At 39.5% G+C, this 19,085-nt stretch carries 17 protein-coding genes; 5 read left to right on the top strand and 12 right to left on the bottom strand.

Annotation, left to right across the window (positions count from 1 at the left end):
• Positions 1 to 62 precede the first annotated feature (62 nt).
• Both ADHAQ_RS0122165 and cphA read left to right on the top strand, forming a co-directional pair.
• A complete protein-coding gene (locus ADHAQ_RS0122165) occupies positions 63 to 971 on the top strand; it encodes a cyanophycinase (RefSeq protein WP_245590649.1) in 909 nt (302 codons plus the stop codon).
• A gap of 27 nt (positions 972 to 998) precedes the next feature.
• Entirely contained in the window at positions 999 to 3,626 is a 2,628-nt protein-coding gene (cphA, locus tag ADHAQ_RS0122160) for a cyanophycin synthetase (RefSeq protein ID WP_026464794.1), read from the top strand.
• 99 nt (positions 3,627 to 3,725) lie between these two features.
• On the opposite strand, the gene ADHAQ_RS26745 is transcribed toward cphA, so the two are convergent.
• Positions 3,726 to 4,667, bottom strand: a complete 942-nt coding sequence (locus ADHAQ_RS26745) for a hypothetical protein (protein WP_051360102.1) — start codon at positions 4,665 to 4,667, stop codon at positions 3,726 to 3,728.
• A 198-nt stretch (positions 4,668 to 4,865) separates the two neighbouring features.
• Here ADHAQ_RS26745 and kdsA point away from each other — a divergent pair, with 198 nt between their 5' ends.
• Complete coding sequence (kdsA, locus tag ADHAQ_RS0122150; protein ID WP_026464793.1) at positions 4,866 to 5,675, top strand: 3-deoxy-8-phosphooctulonate synthase; 810 nt, start codon at positions 4,866 to 4,868, stop codon at positions 5,673 to 5,675.
• On the opposite strand, the gene ADHAQ_RS0122145 is transcribed toward kdsA, so the two are convergent.
• Together ADHAQ_RS0122145 and apaG are read right to left on the bottom strand one after the other, a co-directional pair.
• Positions 5,672 to 6,457, bottom strand: a complete 786-nt coding sequence (locus ADHAQ_RS0122145; RefSeq protein WP_034257013.1) for an O-methyltransferase — start codon at positions 6,455 to 6,457, stop codon at positions 5,672 to 5,674. The two genes, kdsA and ADHAQ_RS0122145, sit on opposite strands and share 4 nt — an antisense overlap.
• 16 nt (positions 6,458 to 6,473) lie before the next feature.
• Positions 6,474 to 6,860, bottom strand: a complete 387-nt coding sequence (gene apaG, locus ADHAQ_RS0122140) for a Co2+/Mg2+ efflux protein ApaG (RefSeq protein WP_026464791.1) — start codon at positions 6,858 to 6,860, stop codon at positions 6,474 to 6,476.
• A 111-nt stretch (positions 6,861 to 6,971) separates the two neighbouring features.
• On the opposite strand from apaG, the gene ung reads away from it, so the two are divergent.
• Positions 6,972 to 7,634, top strand: a complete 663-nt coding sequence (ung, locus tag ADHAQ_RS0122135) for a uracil-DNA glycosylase (protein ID WP_026464790.1) — start codon at positions 6,972 to 6,974, stop codon at positions 7,632 to 7,634.
• A 117-nt stretch (positions 7,635 to 7,751) separates the two neighbouring features.
• Here the strand turns inward: ung and lepB are convergent, their stop codons facing one another.
• From lepB to ADHAQ_RS0122105, 6 genes are read right to left on the bottom strand one after another with little or no spacing between them, the layout of a single operon-like run.
• Positions 7,752 to 8,855 carry a signal peptidase I gene (gene lepB / locus ADHAQ_RS0122130; protein ID WP_026464789.1) on the bottom strand — a complete coding sequence of 368 codons (1,104 nt, stop codon included), beginning with the start codon at positions 8,853 to 8,855 and terminating at the stop codon, positions 7,752 to 7,754.
• Between the two features lie 17 nt (positions 8,856 to 8,872).
• Positions 8,873 to 9,592, bottom strand: coding sequence for a 4-hydroxy-tetrahydrodipicolinate reductase (dapB, locus tag ADHAQ_RS0122125; protein ID WP_026464788.1), 720 nt, complete (start codon positions 9,590 to 9,592; stop codon positions 8,873 to 8,875).
• Positions 9,592 to 10,224: a DUF5683 domain-containing protein gene (locus ADHAQ_RS0122120; protein ID WP_051360101.1), complete on the bottom strand. Its 633-nt coding sequence runs from the start codon at positions 10,222 to 10,224 to the stop codon at positions 9,592 to 9,594. The genes dapB and ADHAQ_RS0122120 overlap by 1 nt, the downstream gene beginning before the upstream one ends.
• Positions 10,224 to 11,126, bottom strand: a complete 903-nt coding sequence (locus tag ADHAQ_RS0122115; RefSeq protein ID WP_026464786.1) for a ParB/RepB/Spo0J family partition protein — start codon at positions 11,124 to 11,126, stop codon at positions 10,224 to 10,226. The genes ADHAQ_RS0122120 and ADHAQ_RS0122115 overlap by 1 nt, the downstream gene beginning before the upstream one ends.
• Before the next feature lie 12 nt (positions 11,127 to 11,138).
• A complete protein-coding gene (locus ADHAQ_RS0122110) occupies positions 11,139 to 11,918 on the bottom strand; it encodes a ParA family protein (RefSeq protein WP_026464785.1) in 780 nt (259 codons plus the stop codon).
• Positions 11,919 to 11,942: 24 nt separating this feature from the next.
• Complete coding sequence (locus ADHAQ_RS0122105) at positions 11,943 to 12,623, bottom strand: metal-dependent hydrolase (protein WP_026464784.1); 681 nt, start codon at positions 12,621 to 12,623, stop codon at positions 11,943 to 11,945.
• Positions 12,624 to 12,725: 102 nt separating this feature from the next.
• On the opposite strand from ADHAQ_RS0122105, the gene ADHAQ_RS0122100 reads away from it, so the two are divergent.
• Positions 12,726 to 14,378 (top strand): ABC transporter substrate-binding protein, encoded by a 1,653-nt coding sequence (locus ADHAQ_RS0122100; protein ID WP_026464783.1) that lies wholly within the window; start codon positions 12,726 to 12,728, stop codon positions 14,376 to 14,378.
• Positions 14,379 to 14,470: 92 nt separating this feature from the next.
• Here ADHAQ_RS0122100 and yidC read toward each other — a convergent pair whose 3' ends face one another.
• The 3 genes from yidC to ADHAQ_RS0122085 all read right to left on the bottom strand — a co-directional run bounded on the left by yidC (position 14,471) and on the right by ADHAQ_RS0122085 (position 19,055).
• Positions 14,471 to 16,294, bottom strand: coding sequence for a membrane protein insertase YidC (gene yidC / locus ADHAQ_RS0122095; RefSeq protein ID WP_026464782.1), 1,824 nt, complete (start codon positions 16,292 to 16,294; stop codon positions 14,471 to 14,473).
• A gap of 17 nt (positions 16,295 to 16,311) precedes the next feature.
• A complete protein-coding gene (locus ADHAQ_RS26740; protein WP_034257011.1) occupies positions 16,312 to 17,940 on the bottom strand; it encodes a CTP synthase in 1,629 nt (542 codons plus the stop codon).
• 242 nt (positions 17,941 to 18,182) lie between these two features.
• A complete protein-coding gene (locus ADHAQ_RS0122085; protein WP_026464781.1) occupies positions 18,183 to 19,055 on the bottom strand; it encodes an ATP-grasp domain-containing protein in 873 nt (290 codons plus the stop codon).
• Positions 19,056 to 19,085: the final 30 nt, after the last annotated feature.

Raw genomic sequence — 19,085 nt, 5'->3', positions numbered from 1 at the left:
AGTAGTGGATTATAAACTATTATTTCTGGTAATACTGGTTTATCTATATAGATAAATTATTTATGATAACGCTGCTTATGAGCAAAAAAGCAAACGAGCCTAAAACTACTGGAAAAAAAGAGACCCTTGTCCCGAAAGGCATCTTAATTGCAATTGGAGGTAAAGAAGATAAAGGCCTGGACGAAGAGAATGAAAAAAAGCGCAATGAAAATTTCATTCAGATGGAAATCTTAGAAAGGTTTTGTCAAGAGTTAAAAGGTAAAAATCCTTTGGTAGCAGTTATTCCTACTGCCTCCTCGGTTCCTGAAGAAGCTGGACAGGATTATGTTGATGCTTTTGGAAAATTAGGGCGGAGTAATGTTAAATTAATCGATATCCGGGAACGGGCCGATGTTACCAATCCGGAATATTTGGATTTGGTAAGAAAAGCGGATGGTGTCATGTTTACCGGTGGCGATCAGTTACGCTTAACTGCCATTTTGGGTGGTTCGGAGTTCCTGCTCATACTAAAGCAGCGATATATTCAGGAGCAAATAGTTATAGCAGGTACCAGTGCAGGGGCCGCCGCCATGTCTGCGGGCATGATTTATGAAGGACAAGAGTTACAAGGCATGTTAAAAGGTGATGTTAAACTTACTACAGGCCTAGACTTTTTGAAAAATGTTGCTATTGATACCCATTTTATAACCCGTGGCCGAATGGTAAGAATGGCACACTTATTAGCTACCAATCCGGGTTGTATCGGAATAGGTTTAGAAGAAGATACCGGTATTGTAGTTAAAGGTGGAAAGGAAGCCGAAGTAATTGGTAGTGGCTTAATTGTTATTATGGATGCCCGCGGGTGTACCTCAACAAATATTCATGAAGCTAATAATGGCGAACCAGTAACTATCCGAAACATGGTAGTTCATTTATTGGGTAAAGGAGATTGTTTTAATTTGCCAGAGTTTAACCCTCTTTATACGTATTAAGAAAAACTATTTTAGGTTGATAAATAAATGGAAATTGTAGATTTACGTATCATGCGTGGACCAAATTACTGGTCTGTAAAGCATCCCAAAATAATAGTTCTCAAACTAGATCTTGAAAACTATGCCGGTACTTTAACCAGCGATATAGAAGGGTTTTATGTACGATTAAAGAAAATGTTTCCAAGTTTGCAGGATCATCGGTCGGCAGAAGGAGTGGAGGGTGGTTTTTTCCGTGCCGTGCGTAGGGGGACTAAATTAAGCCATGTGGTAGAACATGTAGCCCTTGAGTTGCAGACACTGGCTGGTATGGAGTGTGGATTTGGACGTACTTACCCGGCTCCGCAGGAAGGTATAGATTACGTAATTTTTTCTTACTCAGAAGAACGGGCCGGTGAATATGCTGCTACAGCCGCAATAAAAATAGTGGAAGCCCTGGCTAAAGACGCCAAAATCAATGTAAAAAAAGTTATTGATAGGTTGCATCAGATTCGGGAAGATGAACATATCGGGCCCAGTACCTATTCTATTGTTTCGGAAGCAGTAAGTCGGGGCATACCTTATCTCCGTTTAAATAAATACTCCTTAATCCAACTGGGTTACGGTGTAAATCAAAAACGCATACAAGCTACTATGACTTGCCGGACAGCCGCTTTTGCGGTGGAACTGGCAGGCGATAAGAATGCTACAAAAGATATGCTGGCTGAAGCGGGGGTACCAGTGCCCAAAGGTACCATTGTGTACGATTTAGACGAATTGAAACAGGCTACCAAAGAATTTGGATATCCATTGGTAACCAAGCCACTTGATGGAAACCATGGTAAAGGAGCTAGTATAAACATTAAAAACTGGAAGGAAGCTCAAAGAGGATTTGTTGAAGCCCGTAAATATTCAAGTGGCATAATTGTAGAGCAATTCATAGAAGGTTTCGATTTCAGGTTATTGGTAGTAAACAAGAAGTTTGTAGCTGCGGCAAAACGAACTCCGGCTATGGTTATCGGAGATGGCGTTTCCACTATCCAGCAATTAATTGAAAAAGTAAATAAAGATCCGCGTAGGGGAGTAGGCCATGAAAAGGAACTAACCCAAATTAAGGTAGATAAATTTACCAGAGCTATTTTAAAAGGTAAGAATTTGACTTTAAAATCGGTTTTAAAAGCGGGTGAAATTTTATACTTAAAAAGCACAGCTAATATCAGTACCGGAGGTACGGCTACCGATGTTACCGATATAATTGACCCGTATAATGTTTTAATGGCTGAGCGAATAGCTGGTATTATCGGTCTTGATATTTGCGGAATAGATGTAATGACAACCGACATTGCCATTCCTTTGAACGAAGCCCGGGGGGCTGTATTAGAAGTAAATGCCGCTCCGGGTTTCCGGATGCACATTGCTCCAACAGAAGGCCTGCCTCGTAACGTAGCCGAACCGGTAATTGATATGCTATTCCCACAGGGTTGCCCGGCTCGGATTCCCATTATTGCTATTACCGGTACCAACGGGAAAACCACCACCACTCGCTTAACCGCCCATATTGTAAAATCAACTGGTTACCGGGTAGGTTATACCACAACCGATGGTATTTATATCCAAGATAAAATGCTGGAAAAAGGCGATACTACCGGGGCCAAAAGTACCGAGTTTGTATTGAAAGATCCAACGGTAAATTTCGCAGTATTGGAATGTGCCCGGGGCGGCATGTTGCGTTCTGGTTTAGGCTTTGAACAATGTGATGTAGGAATTGTGACCAATGTGGCAGCCGACCATTTAGGTTTACGGGATATAAATACTGTTGAGGATATGGCCAATGTGAAGGCCGTTGTTCCAAGGAGTGTTAAAAAAGATGGTTATGCTATTTTGAATGCCGATGATGATCTGGTATATAAAATGGCAAAAGATTTAGAATGCAATGTGGCCTTCTTCAGCTTAGACGAAACCAACACCCGCATTCTAAAACATATTGCCAAAGGTGGCTTAGCTGCCGTTTTGGAAAATGGCTACATTTCTATTTTTAAAAATAGTTACAAAATACGGGTAGACCGCGTAGCAGATGTACCCCTTACTTTCGGGGGACGTGCTAAATTCAATATAGAAAATGTATTAGCGGCTACTTTAGCCGCTTATGTCTCTCATATTCCTATTGAAGATATTAAAATGGCCTTGCGCACATTTATACCTTCGGCTGCTAAAACACCGGGCCGTATGAATCTATTCCAGTTCCCGAATTTCGAAGTAATAGTGGATTATGCGCATAATGCAGCAGGATTGAAAGCCATTGGTGAATTTATTAAAACTTCGGATGCAAATTGTAAAGTTGGTATTATAGCTGGAGTAGGAGACCGTCGGGAACAGGATACCCGTGAATTAGGAGCTATGGCGGCGGATATATTTGATGAAATAATTATCAGGCAGGATAGTGATACCAGGGGTGCCGATCCAAAAGAAATTAATAAAGTAATTAAGGAAGGAATAAGCCAGGTTGATCCGGATAAAACTGTTATTGAAATTCCGGAAGAAGCCCGGGCTATTGCGCATGCGCTCGAAAATGCTTCCCGGGGCTGTTTGATTACTATTTTCTCGGAAGATGTAACCGAAGCTATTAAAATGGTAGAAAATTTTAAAACTATCCAAGACAGAAGGGTTCTAGTAGATTAAACTGATTTATAAAAACAGCTAGACGTAAAACAATAAAGGCCGGAAATTTCCGGCCTTTATTGTTTTACGTCTAGCTATCTTAATTCAGATTTTTGCCTGTTATTTTAATACAAAGGTGGTTTTACCTATTATATAACCATCTGAATATAATTCAATGGTGTGCTGTCCTTTTTTGTATGGAGCACCTTTGGAGTAAATAAAGGTGACATTTTGTTGGGAATTATCGAATACTAAATCCCGCTTGGCTGTGTAAAAGGTTTCTTCACCGTTCAGTAAAAAAGAACCTGAACCGGTTTGTAAATTATACAGCGCTGCTCCATCTGGTTCTATTAGGCGCATTAAAATTTCCTTAGTTTCTTTAGGAGCTACTTCGTTTTTAGCCAGGTTAAACGAAATTTTTATTTTGTCTACACGCTTTGCTTTGTATTCTGCCTCATCATCTTCTTTTTCCTTACCCCGATTATTTATAATATTAACCTCTATTCTTTCGGCTTCTAACCGGGAGGCAAGGGCTACTTTTTCAGCCAAACTCTGATTGTTAGATTTTAATGTACTGATTGTATCAGACAGCTCATTCTGTTTAGTTTTAAGCTGGGTATTTTCACCAAATAAAACTTCGTTATCTTCTTTAAGCTTGGCTATTTCTTCATCTTTCTTGCGCAACTGATTCTCAAAGTTTGCGGCGCGTTGTTTGTATAAGCGTTGGTCGGCCAGGCTAAAGCTCGAATTGCGGAAAGATTGTAGTTTCAATAAATCAGCATTTACGGCCGCAATTTTAGCTTCCAAAGAATCATTAGAAAGGCCCATTGATTGTAGCTCCTCACTTTGGCGCTCGAAATCTGCCTTTAAGGCTTCGTAAACTTTAATCTGATTTTCTAACTCACTGTTTTTTACTTTAATAACTTCTTCTTGCTGCTCCACCTTTTCGGTTTTCTGGTGCTGCATATAAAACAAAATTCCATTAATGCTTAGAAGCACTATGATAAGCCCAATAATTAATAATTTGCGGTTATTATTACGATTTGGTTCGTTATCTGACATAAGTTAAATTTTTGTTTGCTTCGAATATAAATAATCCTCTATTAATGAACAAGAAATAAATAATTTAGCAGGCCATTTTTACGCATTGGTTGTAAATCCTTTCACTACTTATTAATAAATATTTTACTTTTGCTTTGAACATCGTATTGGATGCTAAAGTACAACTGTACTTTTTTGAAATCTAATTAAATTTTAAACATGTTGGAAATACCCAAACTTGCTCATACAACATCTGGTAACTTTTTTTTAATGGCTGGCCCTTGTGCCATCGAAGGCGAAGAAATGGCTTTGGCAATAGCTGAACGCATTAAGAATATAACGGATAAACTACAAATTCCTTATATTTTTAAAGGGTCTTACCGCAAAGCGAACCGATCCCGGATTGATTCTTTTACGGGAATTGGTGACGAAAAGGCTTTGAAAATATTACAAAAAGTAAGTCAGGAATTTGATGTTCCTACTATTACTGATATTCATGAAGCTCACGAAGCAGCTATGGCGGCCGAATATGTGGATGTATTGCAGATACCAGCTTTTTTATGCCGGCAAACAGATTTATTAGTAGCCGCTGCCCAAACTGGTAAAACTATCAGCGTTAAAAAAGGACAATTTTTATCGGGTGAGGCCATGCGCTTTGCGGTAGATAAAATAAAAGAATCAGGTAATGACAAAGTTATTTTAACGGATAGGGGCAACTCTTTTGGTTACTCAGATTTAGTGGTTGATTACCGGAACATTGTAGCCATGAAAGGACATGGCGTGCCCGTTGTAATGGATGTAACACATTCTTTGCAACAACCTAATCAAACTTCAGGAGTTACAGGTGGCAAGCCTGCCTTAATTGAAACAATTGCTAAAGCGGCTATTGCCGTTGGCGCCGATGGCATTTTTATCGAAACGCATCCTGTACCAAGCCAGGCAAAATCCGATGGGGCCAATATGTTGCCTTTAGATCAGCTGGAAGGTTTGTTAGAAAAATTACTTAGAATCCGGCAGGCAATTATTTAATAATAAATAGTAAAATGCTGCTTTGGCTGCTTTTTACGAAAGAATATTAACCCAATCTGGAAAAGGTCTATAGAAATGGTTACGGCAGGATGCTGGCAAATTTCTTTCCAGGCCTTTTCCATTTCCTCTGACCAATAAATATCATCGAATACCAGCACACTATTTTCATTGCTCTTTTCCAGGCACCAGTGAAAGTAACGCATAGTGGGTTCATACCGATGATTTCCATCAAAAAAAACAAAATCTATTGATTTGGTGGAATTAATTACTTCTGGTAATGTATGATCTATATTCCCTGTTATTACTTGTATAGGGGATAGCTGGAGTTTAGTGAAATTTTGTTGCGCTTCTTTTACTAAGTTTGGGCAACCTTCTAACGTATAAATCTTAGCTTTTTTTCGGGCAGCAGCAAGATAGGCTGTTGTTAATCCCAGCGAAGTCCCTAATTCTATAATTACAGAAGGTTGAAAATAATTTACCAGCCGAAATAATAATTGCGCATACTTGGTTGGCTTGGCCGATTTTAAGGCAATTTCTTTTATCTTCCTTTTTGGACCTGAATTTGATCTGGAGCCAGCGCCAAAATCAGTGACAGAAATAATGGTTTCATTCTGGAGCAATTCTTCCCGGATAGCTTCTATTTTGCTATAGGCTTCAAATTCTCCATCATGGCAAATTACCTGATTGTATAAATCAAAAACAAAAGGGGAATGTACCCCATGTAACCGAAAGGACTTTAAGCGGTAAATAAGATACTTGTAAGCGAAACGGATTAATTGCACAAAGGCAAATATAGGATTAATTAAGTTTGTAAGGAACTATAAGAACAAACTCCGGAATTACTACCTGAATCTGCTTTCCATCAACTAAGCGTTCCATTAAATAAGTACCTCGCATTTTACCAATTCCGGTTTTTAAATTGCATCCGGATACATACTCATGCGATTCCCCCGGTTCTAAAACAGGTTGTTGCCCTACAACACCTTCGCCTTCCACTTCCCGTACAACTCCGTTAGTATCATGAATAAACCAGTGGCGGCGTAGTAATTTTACTGTAAATTCACTATTGTTCTCTATATTAATCTTATAGGCAAAAACAAAGTGCTGCTGGGCCGGGCTGGAATAGTCAGGTAGGTAGTTTGTTGTTACCGTTACAGTAACACCTTGTGTGGTTGTTGTTTCCATGGTGCTGCAGTTTTACTCGTATTAACAGCCAATTTTAACTAATAGTTTTGGTTTCACAAGTATTTACGATAAAAAAACTTTTAATTGTTACCTAAATTCTAAAATAAAATTATGGCCGTAAAAATAGAAGAAAGTTGGCATCAAGTATTAAAGGACGAATTTGAAAAAGAATATTTTAAAGAGTTAATAGAGTTTGTAAAGTCAGAATATGCCACTCAGCAGGTGTTTCCTCCTGGAAATCTAATTTTTCATGCCTTTGAAAAAACACCATTTGACCAGGTAAAGGTAGTTTTAATTGGGCAGGATCCATATCATGGTCCTAATCAGGCGCACGGTTTGGCATTCTCGGTACAGGAAGGCGTTACCCCACCACCTTCCCTTCGAAACATTTTTAAAGAAATTAAAGAGGATGTAGGTAAACCCATTCCAAAATCCGGCAACCTGGAGCATTGGGCAGACCAGGGAGTACTTTTACTTAATGCTACTTTAACTGTTCGGGCAAATACGGCTGGGTCTCACCAAAAAAAGGGCTGGGAAGAATTTACGGATGCCGCTATAAGAGCTTTGTCAGAGAAGAAACAGGGCTTGGTATTTTTACTTTGGGGAGCCTATGCCCAAAAAAAGGGAGCCATTATAGATACCAGTAAACACCATGTTCTGCAGGCAGCTCATCCGTCTCCTTTTGCAGCAGATAAAGGATTCTTTGGTTGCAGGCATTTTAGTAAAACCAATGCTTATTTACGGGAGCAGGGCCAGCCTGAAATAAATTGGTAAAACAGGCAATGGTGCCTTTTATTTTTAATTTGATGAATCCTAATTAGTAGTACCCTTAAACTAAAAGAAGCACCTTACACAGGTGCTTCTTTTAGTTACATAAATAATTTTAGTTAGTTACCTTATTATGTTAAAGATCCTGTTCCATCTTATTTTGCCAGTTACGCCACCATTTGGATTGGCTGACATCCAGATTAAAACAGCCTTTCCTACAATATGGTCTTCTGGTACCAACCCCCAGAACCGAGAATCTAATGAATTATGACGGTTATCGCCCATCATAAAATAATAATTTTGTTTAAAGGTATAAGATTGTTGCTCCTTGCCTTCTATAAAAAGTTTATCACCCTTTAGTTCCACGTTTTGATTATCTTCATATTTGCGGATTATGGTTTCGTATAAAGGGATAGTTAAAGAATCTAACTGAATAGTTTCTCCTTTTTTAGGTAGATAAATTGGGCCATAGTTATCTTTATTCCATTTAAACCGGGAAGGTAAATTAGGGTAAACCTGCGGGTCGGCAACGCCAGCAGAATCTTTCCAGACTTTTACAGAGCTTATAAATTCTAAACTGCTTAATTCTTTGGCAATGGCCGGAGTGGTGTAAGCGTAGTAACCTCCTTGCACGGCACCATATTCAGAAATACTTTTATCTGTAAATACTTTATCTGTAATGGCATCTTTAGCGGTTATCAGGTACAGGTACTGCATTTGCACCGGATCTTCGGCCCGTTTTCCGTTCACATACACCTGCATATCTCTGATCTCTATCTTATCACCAGCAATACCAATGCAGCGTTTGATATAGTTAGTCCGCAAGTCAACGGGGTGATGGTCTTCAGGTGGGTAATTGAAAACTACTACATCGTTATTTTTAATGGAAGAAAAACCAGGAAAGCGGAATTGTTTTAGTTGTATGGCTTCAGAATAAGAAGGTATATCCGTTCCCCAGATGGTTTGATGGGTAAGTGGCACCTGTAAAGGGGTTTTAGGAGTGCGCGGGCCATAATGTAATTTACTTACAAATAAGTAATCGCCAACTAACAGCGATTTTTCCATGGAAGGAGTTGGTATTACATAAGCCTCAAAAGTAGCCCACCGAATTAGCGTGGCCGCCACTACTGCAAATAAAATAGCATCACCCCATTCCCGGAAAAAGCCTTTAGGTGCTTTGGGTTGAGTGCTGGCGGTTGTATTCTTGTTTCTGAATTTTAATTTCATAAGAGCAATTGTTGTCTTTATAAATTAAGCAAGTCTTTCATGCCATAAACGCCTTGCTTACCGGGTAACCACTCAGCTGCCATAACAGCACCTTCGGCAAACCCAATCCGGCTGTGGGCATTGTGACTTAATTGTATGGTATCATGTTCTGAGGTGTACCGTACTTCATGTAAACCTACAACATCGCCAATACGTTCGGAAATAATATTTAATTCATTATCACCAGCCGCGGGTGCATCATTTACCCATTTTTCTTTCCAGGAATAGTGTTCCAATATACCCTCGGCCGTAGAAATTCCCGTACCACTAGGTTTATCAGCTTTCTGAGTATGATGGACTTCTATTACCTCCACTTTAAAATCTTGGTAAGCCTGCATTTTGGAGGCAATATATTCATTAAAATGGAAAAATAAATTTACGCCTACACTATAGTTAGATGCATAAAAGAACGACCCACCGGTTTCCTGCACCATTTGCCTGATTTCCGGTAAATGTTCCAGCCAACCTGTGGACCCGCAAACAACCGGTATTTTATTGGCTAAGCAGGCTTTAATATTGGCAGGTGCAGATTCGGGGTGGGTAAATTCGATGGCTACATCAGTATTGGAGGAGTTGTATTGCTGGAGGCTATCCCGGTTATTCAGGTCAATAATTCCAGCAATTTGATGTCCTTTTTGTAAAGCAATGTTTTCAATGGTTTTACCCATTTTGCCGTAGCCAATTAAAAGAATACGCATTATTTTCTATAGTTTAAGCTAAAAGTAAGAACAGGAGTGAAGGTATTGGTAGTAGCCATTCGTAAAATATCGGGCTGAACTTTTAAAGTCAGCTCATCATTTACATTAAATCCTTTTAAGTGAGCATCGACGTAAGCCTCGGCAACATTTAGACCGTAAGCTACTAATGAGTAAAAAATGGAATAATCCCGCCACCGGCGGTGGGTATCACGGGCTCTTTGCAATACCCTAACAGCGTTGGTAGAATCAGTAGCCGCCAACCGGATGGAGTAACGGTCTATATTATTGGTTTTGTCTCTATCTGTCCGCACATTAACGGCCTTATTATATTGCTGATATTCCTGATGATTGAATCGAATGGCGTAAGCCAGCCCCGCACCAGCGGCATAAATAATAGGGACTTTCCAGTAATCACGGTTATAAACCTGACCAGCTCCAGGAATAATGGCAGAAAATAAGGCGGCCTTTCCTGGTTTGCTCCAGCCTTCCTGGTCTTTAACCGGTGTGTCCCCAGGCCGCCTGATTACTGTTGAATCTTTTCCGGCAGTTACCAACTGGGCTACCCCTTCAAGTTGAAAAAAAAAGAAAAGGAAAATAAAACCAACAATAATTTTATTCAATAAACGAATCATTAGGAATAGTTAAGTATTTCCAGAATTCTGTTTAAATCATCTACCGATAAAAAAGGTATCTTAATTTCTCCTTTTCCTCTATTGTTGGATTTTACCTGAATTTTAGTGCCAAAATACGTAGACAGCCGCGACTCCACATGTTTTATTTCACCTGAATATTTCCCGCCTTCGGCTGGTTTCGCCGGCTTTGTTGAGTTTTGCTGCTTGCTAAGATTACGAACGAGTTCTTCTACTTTGCGCACCGATAATTCTTCAGCAACGGCTTTATAGAATACCTCTAACTGTAAATCTACGTTTTCAATATTAATCAGGGCACGGGCATGGCCCATGCTAATTTTGTTATCGCGGATGGCAATCTGAATATCGGGCGGAAGTTTTAGCAGACGCAGGTAATTGGTAATAGTAGTTCTTTTTTTACCTACCCGGTCACCTAATTCCTCTTGTCGTAAGTTACATTCGCTAAGCAGGCGCTGGTAGCTTAAAGCAATTTCAATGGCATTTAAATTTTCCCGCTGAATGTTTTCAATTAGCGCCATTTCCAGCATCTGCTGGTCATTTGCTTTCCGGATATAGGCCGGAATGGCTTCCAGACCCGCTAATTTAGAAGCCTGATACCTGCGTTCTCCCGATATTAACTGAAAAGTAGCATCATCCAGTTGCCTTACTGTAATAGGCTGAATAATACCCTGCGTTTTGATAGATTCAGAAAGCTCTTCTAATGCGTCTTGATCAAAATGCGTTCTGGGTTGAAACGGGTTGGTAACAATTTGATGCAGGGGGATTTCGGCAATGGTATTAACCGGATTGGCCGGAACCGCTACTGTTTTACTACCTTCTATTAAAGCTCCTAAACCTCTACCTAATCCGCTTTTTCTTTTAGCTAAATTTTTATTATCTGACATTTAAAATTTTAATTATTGCGGCTGCAGAATGCCATTCTTTTCCACTATTTCCCGGGCCAGGTTCAAATAACTGATAGCCCCCTTGCTGTCGGCATCGTGCAAGATAGCGGGTACACCAAAGCTAGGCGACTCACTTAATTTAACATTACGCGGTATAATGGTATCAAATACCATTTGTTTAAAATGCAATTGCACTTCTTCTACCACCTGATTAGACAGGCGTAAACGAACATCGTACATGGTTAGCAGAATACCTTCTATTTCAAGTTCCTGGTTTAACCGCGATTGAATAATTTTAATTGTATTCAGTAATTTACCTAAACCTTCCAAGGCAAAATATTCGCATTGTACCGGAATAATTACTGAGTCGGCAGCAACCAATGAGTTTACTGTAATTAAACCTAATGAAGGGGAGCAGTCGATGATTATAAAGTCATAACGGTCTTTAATCGGGTCCAATGATTCCTTCATTTTTACCTCGCGGTTAGGCAGGTTAATCATCTCAACCTCAGCTCCAACCAAATCAATATGCGATGGAATCAGATCCAGGAAATCAATGTTTGAGGGCATGATGATGTCTTCGGCTTTGATACCGTCTACCATGCATTCATAAATACTCTTGGTAATGTCCTTCGGGTCAAAACCAACGCCGGAAGTGGCGTTAGCCTGCGGGTCTGCATCCACCAACAGCGTTTTAAACTCCAGCGCAGCGAGGCTAGCAGCTAAATTGATGGCTGAAGTTGTTTTGCCTACACCACCTTTCTGGTTGGCTACTGCAATTATTTTTCCCATTTGTATTGTAATCTACTTTTAAGCTTAAAGGTTTATTTTCTCGCCAATTTGCATTAGCACCAATTCTTTGCCTGCCTGGCGGGCTGCTTCCATTGCCTCAATATGATCTATTTCAATATTAGGCCAGGTATCAAAATGCATCCCTATAATTTTTTTGGTATTTACCCAATTGGCTGCTGTCACAGCATCGTATATGTCCATGGTTAATCGGCCTCCAATAGGTAAAAAAGCAAAATCCAGATGATATTGCTCGGCTATAATTTTCATATCGTAAGTAAGGCCTGTGTCGCCGGCAAAATAAAAAGTTTTATCGCCGCTCTCTACTACATAACCACCTGGGTTACCACCATAGGTGCCATCTGGTAAAACACTGGAGTGCGCTGCCGTTACCATTTTAACGGTGCCAAACGGTAAATCAGCTTTACCGCCAATATTCATATGTACTACATTCTCAATACCTTTGGCCTTGTACCATTCGCAAACTTCATAAATGGCTACAATGGTTCCGTTGCTTTTTTTAGCAAAATATTCAGCATCGGCCATATGATCCTGATGAGCATGCGAAACCAAAATAAAATCTGCTTCTATGGCTTCTTTATCTACTTCACTCGCTAAGGAGTTATAGGTAATAAAAGGGTCGAAGAGAACTTTTGTTCCGCCCATATCCAACAGAAAACAAGAATGGCCAAAGTACGTTACTTCCATAGTTTTATTTACGGTCTGAAGTGTTCTAATTTAAGAATTTTACTACTTTAACGTTTAACAAAGATACGGCAATTTAGGTACTTTTTTGTACAAGTTTTACACATGTTTCCCACACATTCACTTTTTTTCTTATTGGTTTTAAGCCTGCTTTGTGCCTGCGGAAGAGGGACTAAAAAAGAAACGGACAAAAAAGTTTTTAAGTATAACCAGCCAGAAGCACTCAGTTCCTTAGATCCGGCTTTTGCCCGAAATCAAGCTAACATTTGGGCAACTACCCAGTTGTTTAACGGGCTTATTGAGTTAGACGATGAGCTAAAACCGCAGCCCGCTATTGCCCGAGCCTGGCAAATATCTCCGGACGGATTAAAATATACTTTCTACCTGCGGCCTAATATTTACTTTCATGACCACGAAGTTTTTCCAGGAGGATTGGGGAGGAAAGTGCTTGCTTCTGATTTTGAATATAGTTTTAAACGCCTTCTAGATCCCGCTACCGCCAGTACAGGAAGCTGGGTGTTTAAAGGAAAAGTATTAGAAGATAGTAAAGGAATTGTTTCGGATACTGCATTTAAGGCGCTGAACGATAGTGTTTTGTTAGTTTATTTAAATGAGCCTTTTATTCCTTTCCTGGAAATTTTAAGTATGCCTTACTGCTTTGTGGTTCCCCAGGAAATAACTCAAAGATACGGCAAAGATTTTCGGGAACATCCGGTTGGTACCGGTCCTTTTGAATTTAAGTTTTGGGACGAAGGCAATGGTATTGTTTTGCATAAAAATGAAAAGTACTGGAAAAAAGATGACCACGGCAATCAATTACCTTACCTGGATGCGGTGCAGATTTCGTTTCTAAACGATCGTAAAATGGAATTCCTGACATTCCAGCAAAAAGGGTTGGATTTTCTATCTGGTATTAGGGGTAGCTCTAAGGATTTGATCTTAAATAGGGATGGTACCTTACAGAAAGAATTTGCCAACAAGTTTAACCTCCAAAAATCACCTTACCTGAATACCGAATATATCGGCTTTCAGCTTGATCCAAAAAACCTGAAAGGACCTAATAAGGCCATAAATGATAATAGGGTAAGGCAGGCTTTAAATTATGCGTTAAATAAGAAAGAACTGGTGGTTTATTACCGAAACAACCTGGGCATACCCGGACACTCTGGTATGGTGCCTCCGGCTTTGCCTTCTTATAATGAAAAATTGGTGCCTGGGTATTCCTATGACCCGAAGAAAGCAAGAAATTTATTAAAAGTAGCCGGGTATGGACCTGGCCAACCGCTTAGGCTTACCCTGAATACTGTTGCAGAGCATAAAGAAATAGCGGAGTTTATGCAAAAAAAGTGGGCAGAAATAGGAGCTTTGGTCGAAATAAATATTAGTCAGGCAGCAGCTCATCAGGAATCGGTTGATAACGGCAGGTCCGGATTTTTTATGAAGTCGTGGTTTGGTGATTATCCAGATGCGGAAAACTTTCTGGCCTTGTTTTATAGCAAGAATTTTTCTCCGGCTGGCCCAAATAAAACGCACTTTAAAAACGCCCAGTTCGATAGGTTGTATGAGCAGGCTAAACTAGAGCAAAACCCAGAGAAGCGATACCAGCTTTACCAGCAAATGGATAAAATTGTGGTAGAGGAGAGCCCGGTAATTGTTTTATTTTACGATGAGGTACTTTTGCTTACTCAAAAAAATATTCATGGTCTTAAGGCAGATGCTATGAATAATTTAAGATTGGAAAGAGTAAAAAAACTATAGATATATTGGCTGCCTCTCATTTTTGTTGGGAAGTAGTAATAAAAAAAGCCTAACAGGTTCTGCTAGGCTTTTTTAGGTTAAATAATCTAAAATTATTTTTTAGGCTTTCCTTTTTTCTGCTGAGATTCTCTTTCCTGAGCAGCTTTCATGGCTTCTTGTAAACGTTTCTGGAAACCACCCGGTTTTTTGTCTTTGTTTTTCTGTTGGTTTTCTTCCAGTTTGGCCCGGATTTTATTATCGTCTACAAAACGTCGGATAATAGCTTGCTGGCTAAAGGTGATTATATTAGAAACAAAGTAATACAAGCTTAAGCCGGCCGCAAAGTTGTTTACCACAAACATAATCATAACAGGCATCAGGTACGAATAAAACTTCATTGGGCCCTGAATAGCCGTGTTCATCTGATTATTAGACCAAGTATACAAAATGGTAGAAAGGGTCATGAGTAAAGTAAACATACTCACGTGACTACCATAAAACGGGATGTTAAATGGTAAGCGGGCAAATACATCGTAAGTTGAAAGATCATGGGCCCATAAAAAGCTTTCCTGACGCAGTTCAATGGAGTTCGGGAAGAAATTTAATAAAGCAAACAGAATAGGTATCTGCAATACCATCGGCACGCAACCACTCATGGGATTTACTCCCATACTGGAATAAAGCTTCATGGTCTCGGCCTGCGTTTTTTGCATATCACCGTCATTCTTTTCCTTAATAGCATCAATTTCCGGCTTTAAAACCTTCATTTTAGCCATTGAAAGGTATGACTTATAGGTGAGTGGCAGGAGCAGGGTTTTAATGAACACCACAAGCAAGATAATGATGATGCCATAGTTGCTGAAGAAACCTTCCAGGAAGTTAAAAACAGGGATTACTATTAATTTATTTACCCAGGCAAATAAGGCCCAGCCTAAATCAATATTCTTATGGAAATCATCGGGTAATTTTTTCAGAATTTGGTAATCATTCGGGCCAAAATAAAAAGAGTAGTCACCTTTTCCGGATAATACATCCTTTGCAGGTAGTTGAATCTGGCTGATAAATGTTTTTACTTCAGTGGTGTCATTTTCACTAAAAGAAGCTTTTAATGTGGCATTACCAAAGGTGTTTTTAGCAAAAACAGCCGCTGAAAAGAAGTTTTGTTTATTAGAAACCCATTTAACCGGCTCTTCGGTAGTAATGGTTTCGGGTTCATCGGCTTTTCCGGTTATTTTGTCAAATTCTTCTTCTGTGGTCATGAAGTTCAACGTAGACCGGTCCCGGTTTTGTCTTAAATCATGCTCTAACCGCTTTAAACGATCTGTCCAGGTTAATTGCAAAGGGGCATTGGCTACCAGACCTTCTAAACCTACAAAGTTTAGTTTATAGTCTACTACATAAGAATTAGCAGGCAAGGTATAAATTTGCTCAATAAACCGATTCGGTCCTATTTCCACCCGATAAGTAAGAGACTGGCTCTTGTTGGAAGCGGCAACTGGTAAAGCTTTAAAGTTCAGGTCTGATAAATGGATGGTTTTGTTATCCTGCGTTTTAAAACTAATATCGGTAGAGCTACTTTCCTTGTCAAATAATGTTAATGGCTTTTTATCCCAAGTTAAGTATTTTTTAAGCAGCACTTCATCAATTCGGCCGCCCTGGCTTTCGAAAGTGATTTTTACCAGTTCGTTTTGTAAAATTGCCTCTTCGTTTGTTCCGGTGGCAGCATTGCCAAAAGCACCTAAGGCAGTTCTGCGCTGAGCTAATTGTATTGAATCAGGCGTTGCGTCAGGGCTAGTTTTTGTACTAGGATTAATTGTTGCAGTGGGAGTACCTTTTGTAGTTGGTTCTTCTTTTTTTGGTTCAGGTGCAAAAAAAGTCATGTAAATAATTAGCATGACCGATATAAGCACTAAGCCTACGGCTTGATTTCTATCCATTTTAAGTTTTTGAGAAATTATTTAACGAGTATATTATTTGTTTTATGATGATGTATAGCTGCTTTTACAAACTTTACAAAAAGAGGGTGCGGGTTCTGTACGGTACTTTTTAATTCAGGATGATATTGCGCGGCTACAAACCAAGGGTGGTTCGTTAGTTCTACTACTTCCACTAACCCATTGTCCGGATTTATACCAGAAGCAATCATACCGTGCTGTTCCAATTTTTCCAGATATTGATTATTAAATTCATACCGGTGGCGGTGGCGTTCACTAATCCGGTTTTTGCCGTAAATAGAATATGCTTTTGTTCCTTTTTTCAGTTCGCAAATATAGGCGCCTAAACGCATGGTACCACCTTTCTCAGTAACTTCTTTCTGGCTTTCCATTAAATCTATAACAGGATAAGGTGTTTCGGGGTTCATTTCAGTAGAAGCAGCATCGGTTAAGCCTGCCACGTTACGGGCGAATTCAACCACGGCGCATTGCATACCTAAGCAAATACCCAGGAAGGGAATTTGATTTTCGCGCACAAAGCGAATAGCTTCTAATTTGCCTTCGAAACCACGTTGTCCAAAACCTGGCGCAACTAACACGGCGTCCATTTCGTGCAGATGGTGATAAACATTGTCCCGGTTTAAGTATTCTGACTGAATGGTATGAATATTAACCTTACACTCGTTTTGAGCACCCGCATGGATAAAGGATTCAATAATGGATTTATACGCATCAGGAAGCTCTACATATTTACCTACCAAGGCAATATGTACTTCTTCCGTTGGATTTTTTAAGCGACCCAAAAATTCCTTCCAGGTATCCAGGTTTAATTCCTGTTTAGAGGTAAGTTTTAATTTTTTAATAACCTGCTCATCCAGTTTTTCTTTGCGCATTAATAATGGCACATCGTAAATGGTATCTGCATCCAGCGATTCAATCACAGAATTAACTTTGACGTTGCAGAAAAGAGCAATTTTCTTCCGCATCTCAACCGGAATTGGATGTTCGGAACGGCAAACCAAAATATCTGGTTGTACTCCGGCTTCGGATAGGGAGCGTACGGAATGTTGGGTTGGTTTTGTTTTTAATTCGCCGGCCGCTTTTAAATAAGGCAAAAGGGTTAAGTGGATAACAACTGAATCATTAGCCGGTAATTCCCAGCGTAACTGACGAACTGATTCAATAAATGGCAGGGATTCGATATCGCCTACGCAACCTCCTATTTCTGTAATTACAATATCAAATTCACCGCTTTGACCTAATAAAAGTAATCGGCGCTTAATTTCATCAGTAATATGAGGTACTACCTGTACGGTTTTGCCTAAATAGGCACCACGGCGTTCTTCAGTAATAACATGGTGGTAAATTTTACCGGTAGTAACGTTGTTAGCCTGAGAGGTTGGAATGTTCAGGAAACGTTCGTAGTGACCTAAATCTAAATCGGTTTCGGCGCCATCATCCGTTACAAAGCACTCACCATGCTCATAAGGATTTAACGTTCCCGGATCTATATTTATATAAGGATCAAATTTTTGGATGGTAACTGAAAAGCCTCTTGCCTGAAGTAATTTGGCTAAAGAAGCAGAAATAATACCTTTACCTAAGGAAGATGTTACTCCTCCCGTAACGAAAATATATTTGGAAGCCATAAGTTAAGTAAGTCTTATGGAATGCAAAGGTACGAGAAATAATTGCGAAATACGCATTTGTTTTAACGAATTCGTAAAAGGTTTTCAGCAGAAGTATTCAAATAAAATATTTATTTAAATTATAACTGCTTATTCCGGCAGCCTTGTTTGTTTTAAAGTGGTTAAAGAACCTTTCTGATGATTTTTACAAAAGGTGTAAAGCTCCATTCCGGAACGGAAGGGGGCTTTACACTACTGGTTATTTATTTTGCTAAGGCTAATACTGCCTGGTAATAATTTTCATAAAGTTTTTCCTGGTCCAGCATATAGAGCAACGGTTCTATTAATTCTAGCTCCATTAAAGTGAATATACCATTGCTATTTAAGCCATCTACGCGGGCGTATAAGCAACCCTGGGCAAATGTATTTACCAATTGTTGGGCTGTTTCCAGAATAGAGGCTGGTGGGGTGGTTGGAATTATAGCCCCGCCAAAATAATGTTGTACCCGAAACTCACCGGTTTGAGGCACTTTCAGGACACAATGACTAAACTTTCCGTTATAAAAAAGCAACGACCATTCTCCCTGTGTTTGTACCTCCGGCATAAAAGGCTGCACCAAGTATGGCTCCTCTACCAATAACTCTTCAAAAGTGGGGTAGAAGGTGGCAATCTCTGATTTAGAAACTGCAAAGGTATTTTTGGCTCCGCCACTTATTAACGGTTTGATAATGAGGGTTTGGGTTTGCCACTCTTCATAATAGTCTGGTAAATGTACTTGTTCTCCCTGATAGATTATTTGAGTTGGAACTATAGCAAATCCAGCTTTTTCTACCTCCAGCAGGTATTGCTTATTTGTGTTCCACCGAATAACAGGAATTGGATTTAACACCCTAACCTGCTTTTTTTCTAAAATATCTAACCAACTTAAAAATTGGTGAATCCTATCGAAATAATCCCATGTAGATTTTATTATTACCAAATCATACTCCTCCCATTTTACTTGCGGGTTGGTCCAGTATTCGAAAGTTACCTGTAATCCTTTTTGATTTAAATATTGTTCTAGCCGTTGATCTTCAGAAGAACCTTCTCCGGCATATTTGCCTTCGTCGTAATACGTTACTAAAGCTAATTTCATTTTAAGTTTCCGAACCACCTCAATTGGCCC

This window comes from Adhaeribacter aquaticus DSM 16391, from assembly GCF_000473365.1.
GTDB lineage: Bacteria > Bacteroidota > Bacteroidia > Cytophagales > Hymenobacteraceae > Adhaeribacter > Adhaeribacter aquaticus.
The sequence above is the reverse complement of the archived record's forward strand: the minus strand, read 5'-3'. Positions and strand labels throughout refer to the sequence as shown.

Coding starts and splice junctions, on each gene's coding strand:
- ADHAQ_RS0122120 (WP_051360101.1), bottom strand. CDS start 10,224: ATGATTCGTTTATTGAATAAAATTATTGTTGGTTTTATTTTCCTTTTC.
- ADHAQ_RS0122100 (WP_026464783.1), top strand. CDS start 12,726: ATGTTTCCCACACATTCACTTTTTTTCTTATTGGTTTTAAGCCTGCTT.
- dapB (WP_026464788.1), bottom strand. CDS start 9,592: ATGCGTATTCTTTTAATTGGCTACGGCAAAATGGGTAAAACCATTGAA.
- ADHAQ_RS0122085 (WP_026464781.1), bottom strand. CDS start 19,055: ATGAAATTAGCTTTAGTAACGTATTACGACGAAGGCAAATATGCCGGA.
- yidC (WP_026464782.1), bottom strand. CDS start 16,294: ATGGATAGAAATCAAGCCGTAGGCTTAGTGCTTATATCGGTCATGCTA.
- cphA (WP_026464794.1), top strand. CDS start 999: ATGGAAATTGTAGATTTACGTATCATGCGTGGACCAAATTACTGGTCT.
- ADHAQ_RS0122110 (WP_026464785.1), bottom strand. CDS start 11,918: ATGGGAAAAATAATTGCAGTAGCCAACCAGAAAGGTGGTGTAGGCAAA.
- apaG (WP_026464791.1), bottom strand. CDS start 6,860: ATGGAAACAACAACCACACAAGGTGTTACTGTAACGGTAACAACAAAC.
- ADHAQ_RS0122105 (WP_026464784.1), bottom strand. CDS start 12,623: ATGGAAGTAACGTACTTTGGCCATTCTTGTTTTCTGTTGGATATGGGC.
- kdsA (WP_026464793.1), top strand. CDS start 4,866: ATGTTGGAAATACCCAAACTTGCTCATACAACATCTGGTAACTTTTTT.
- ADHAQ_RS0122165 (WP_245590649.1), top strand. CDS start 63: ATGATAACGCTGCTTATGAGCAAAAAAGCAAACGAGCCTAAAACTACT.
- ung (WP_026464790.1), top strand. CDS start 6,972: ATGGCCGTAAAAATAGAAGAAAGTTGGCATCAAGTATTAAAGGACGAA.
- lepB (WP_026464789.1), bottom strand. CDS start 8,855: ATGAAATTAAAATTCAGAAACAAGAATACAACCGCCAGCACTCAACCC.
- ADHAQ_RS26740 (WP_034257011.1), bottom strand. CDS start 17,940: ATGGCTTCCAAATATATTTTCGTTACGGGAGGAGTAACATCTTCCTTA.
- ADHAQ_RS0122115 (WP_026464786.1), bottom strand. CDS start 11,126: ATGTCAGATAATAAAAATTTAGCTAAAAGAAAAAGCGGATTAGGTAGA.
- ADHAQ_RS26745 (WP_051360102.1), bottom strand. CDS start 4,667: ATGTCAGATAACGAACCAAATCGTAATAATAACCGCAAATTATTAATT.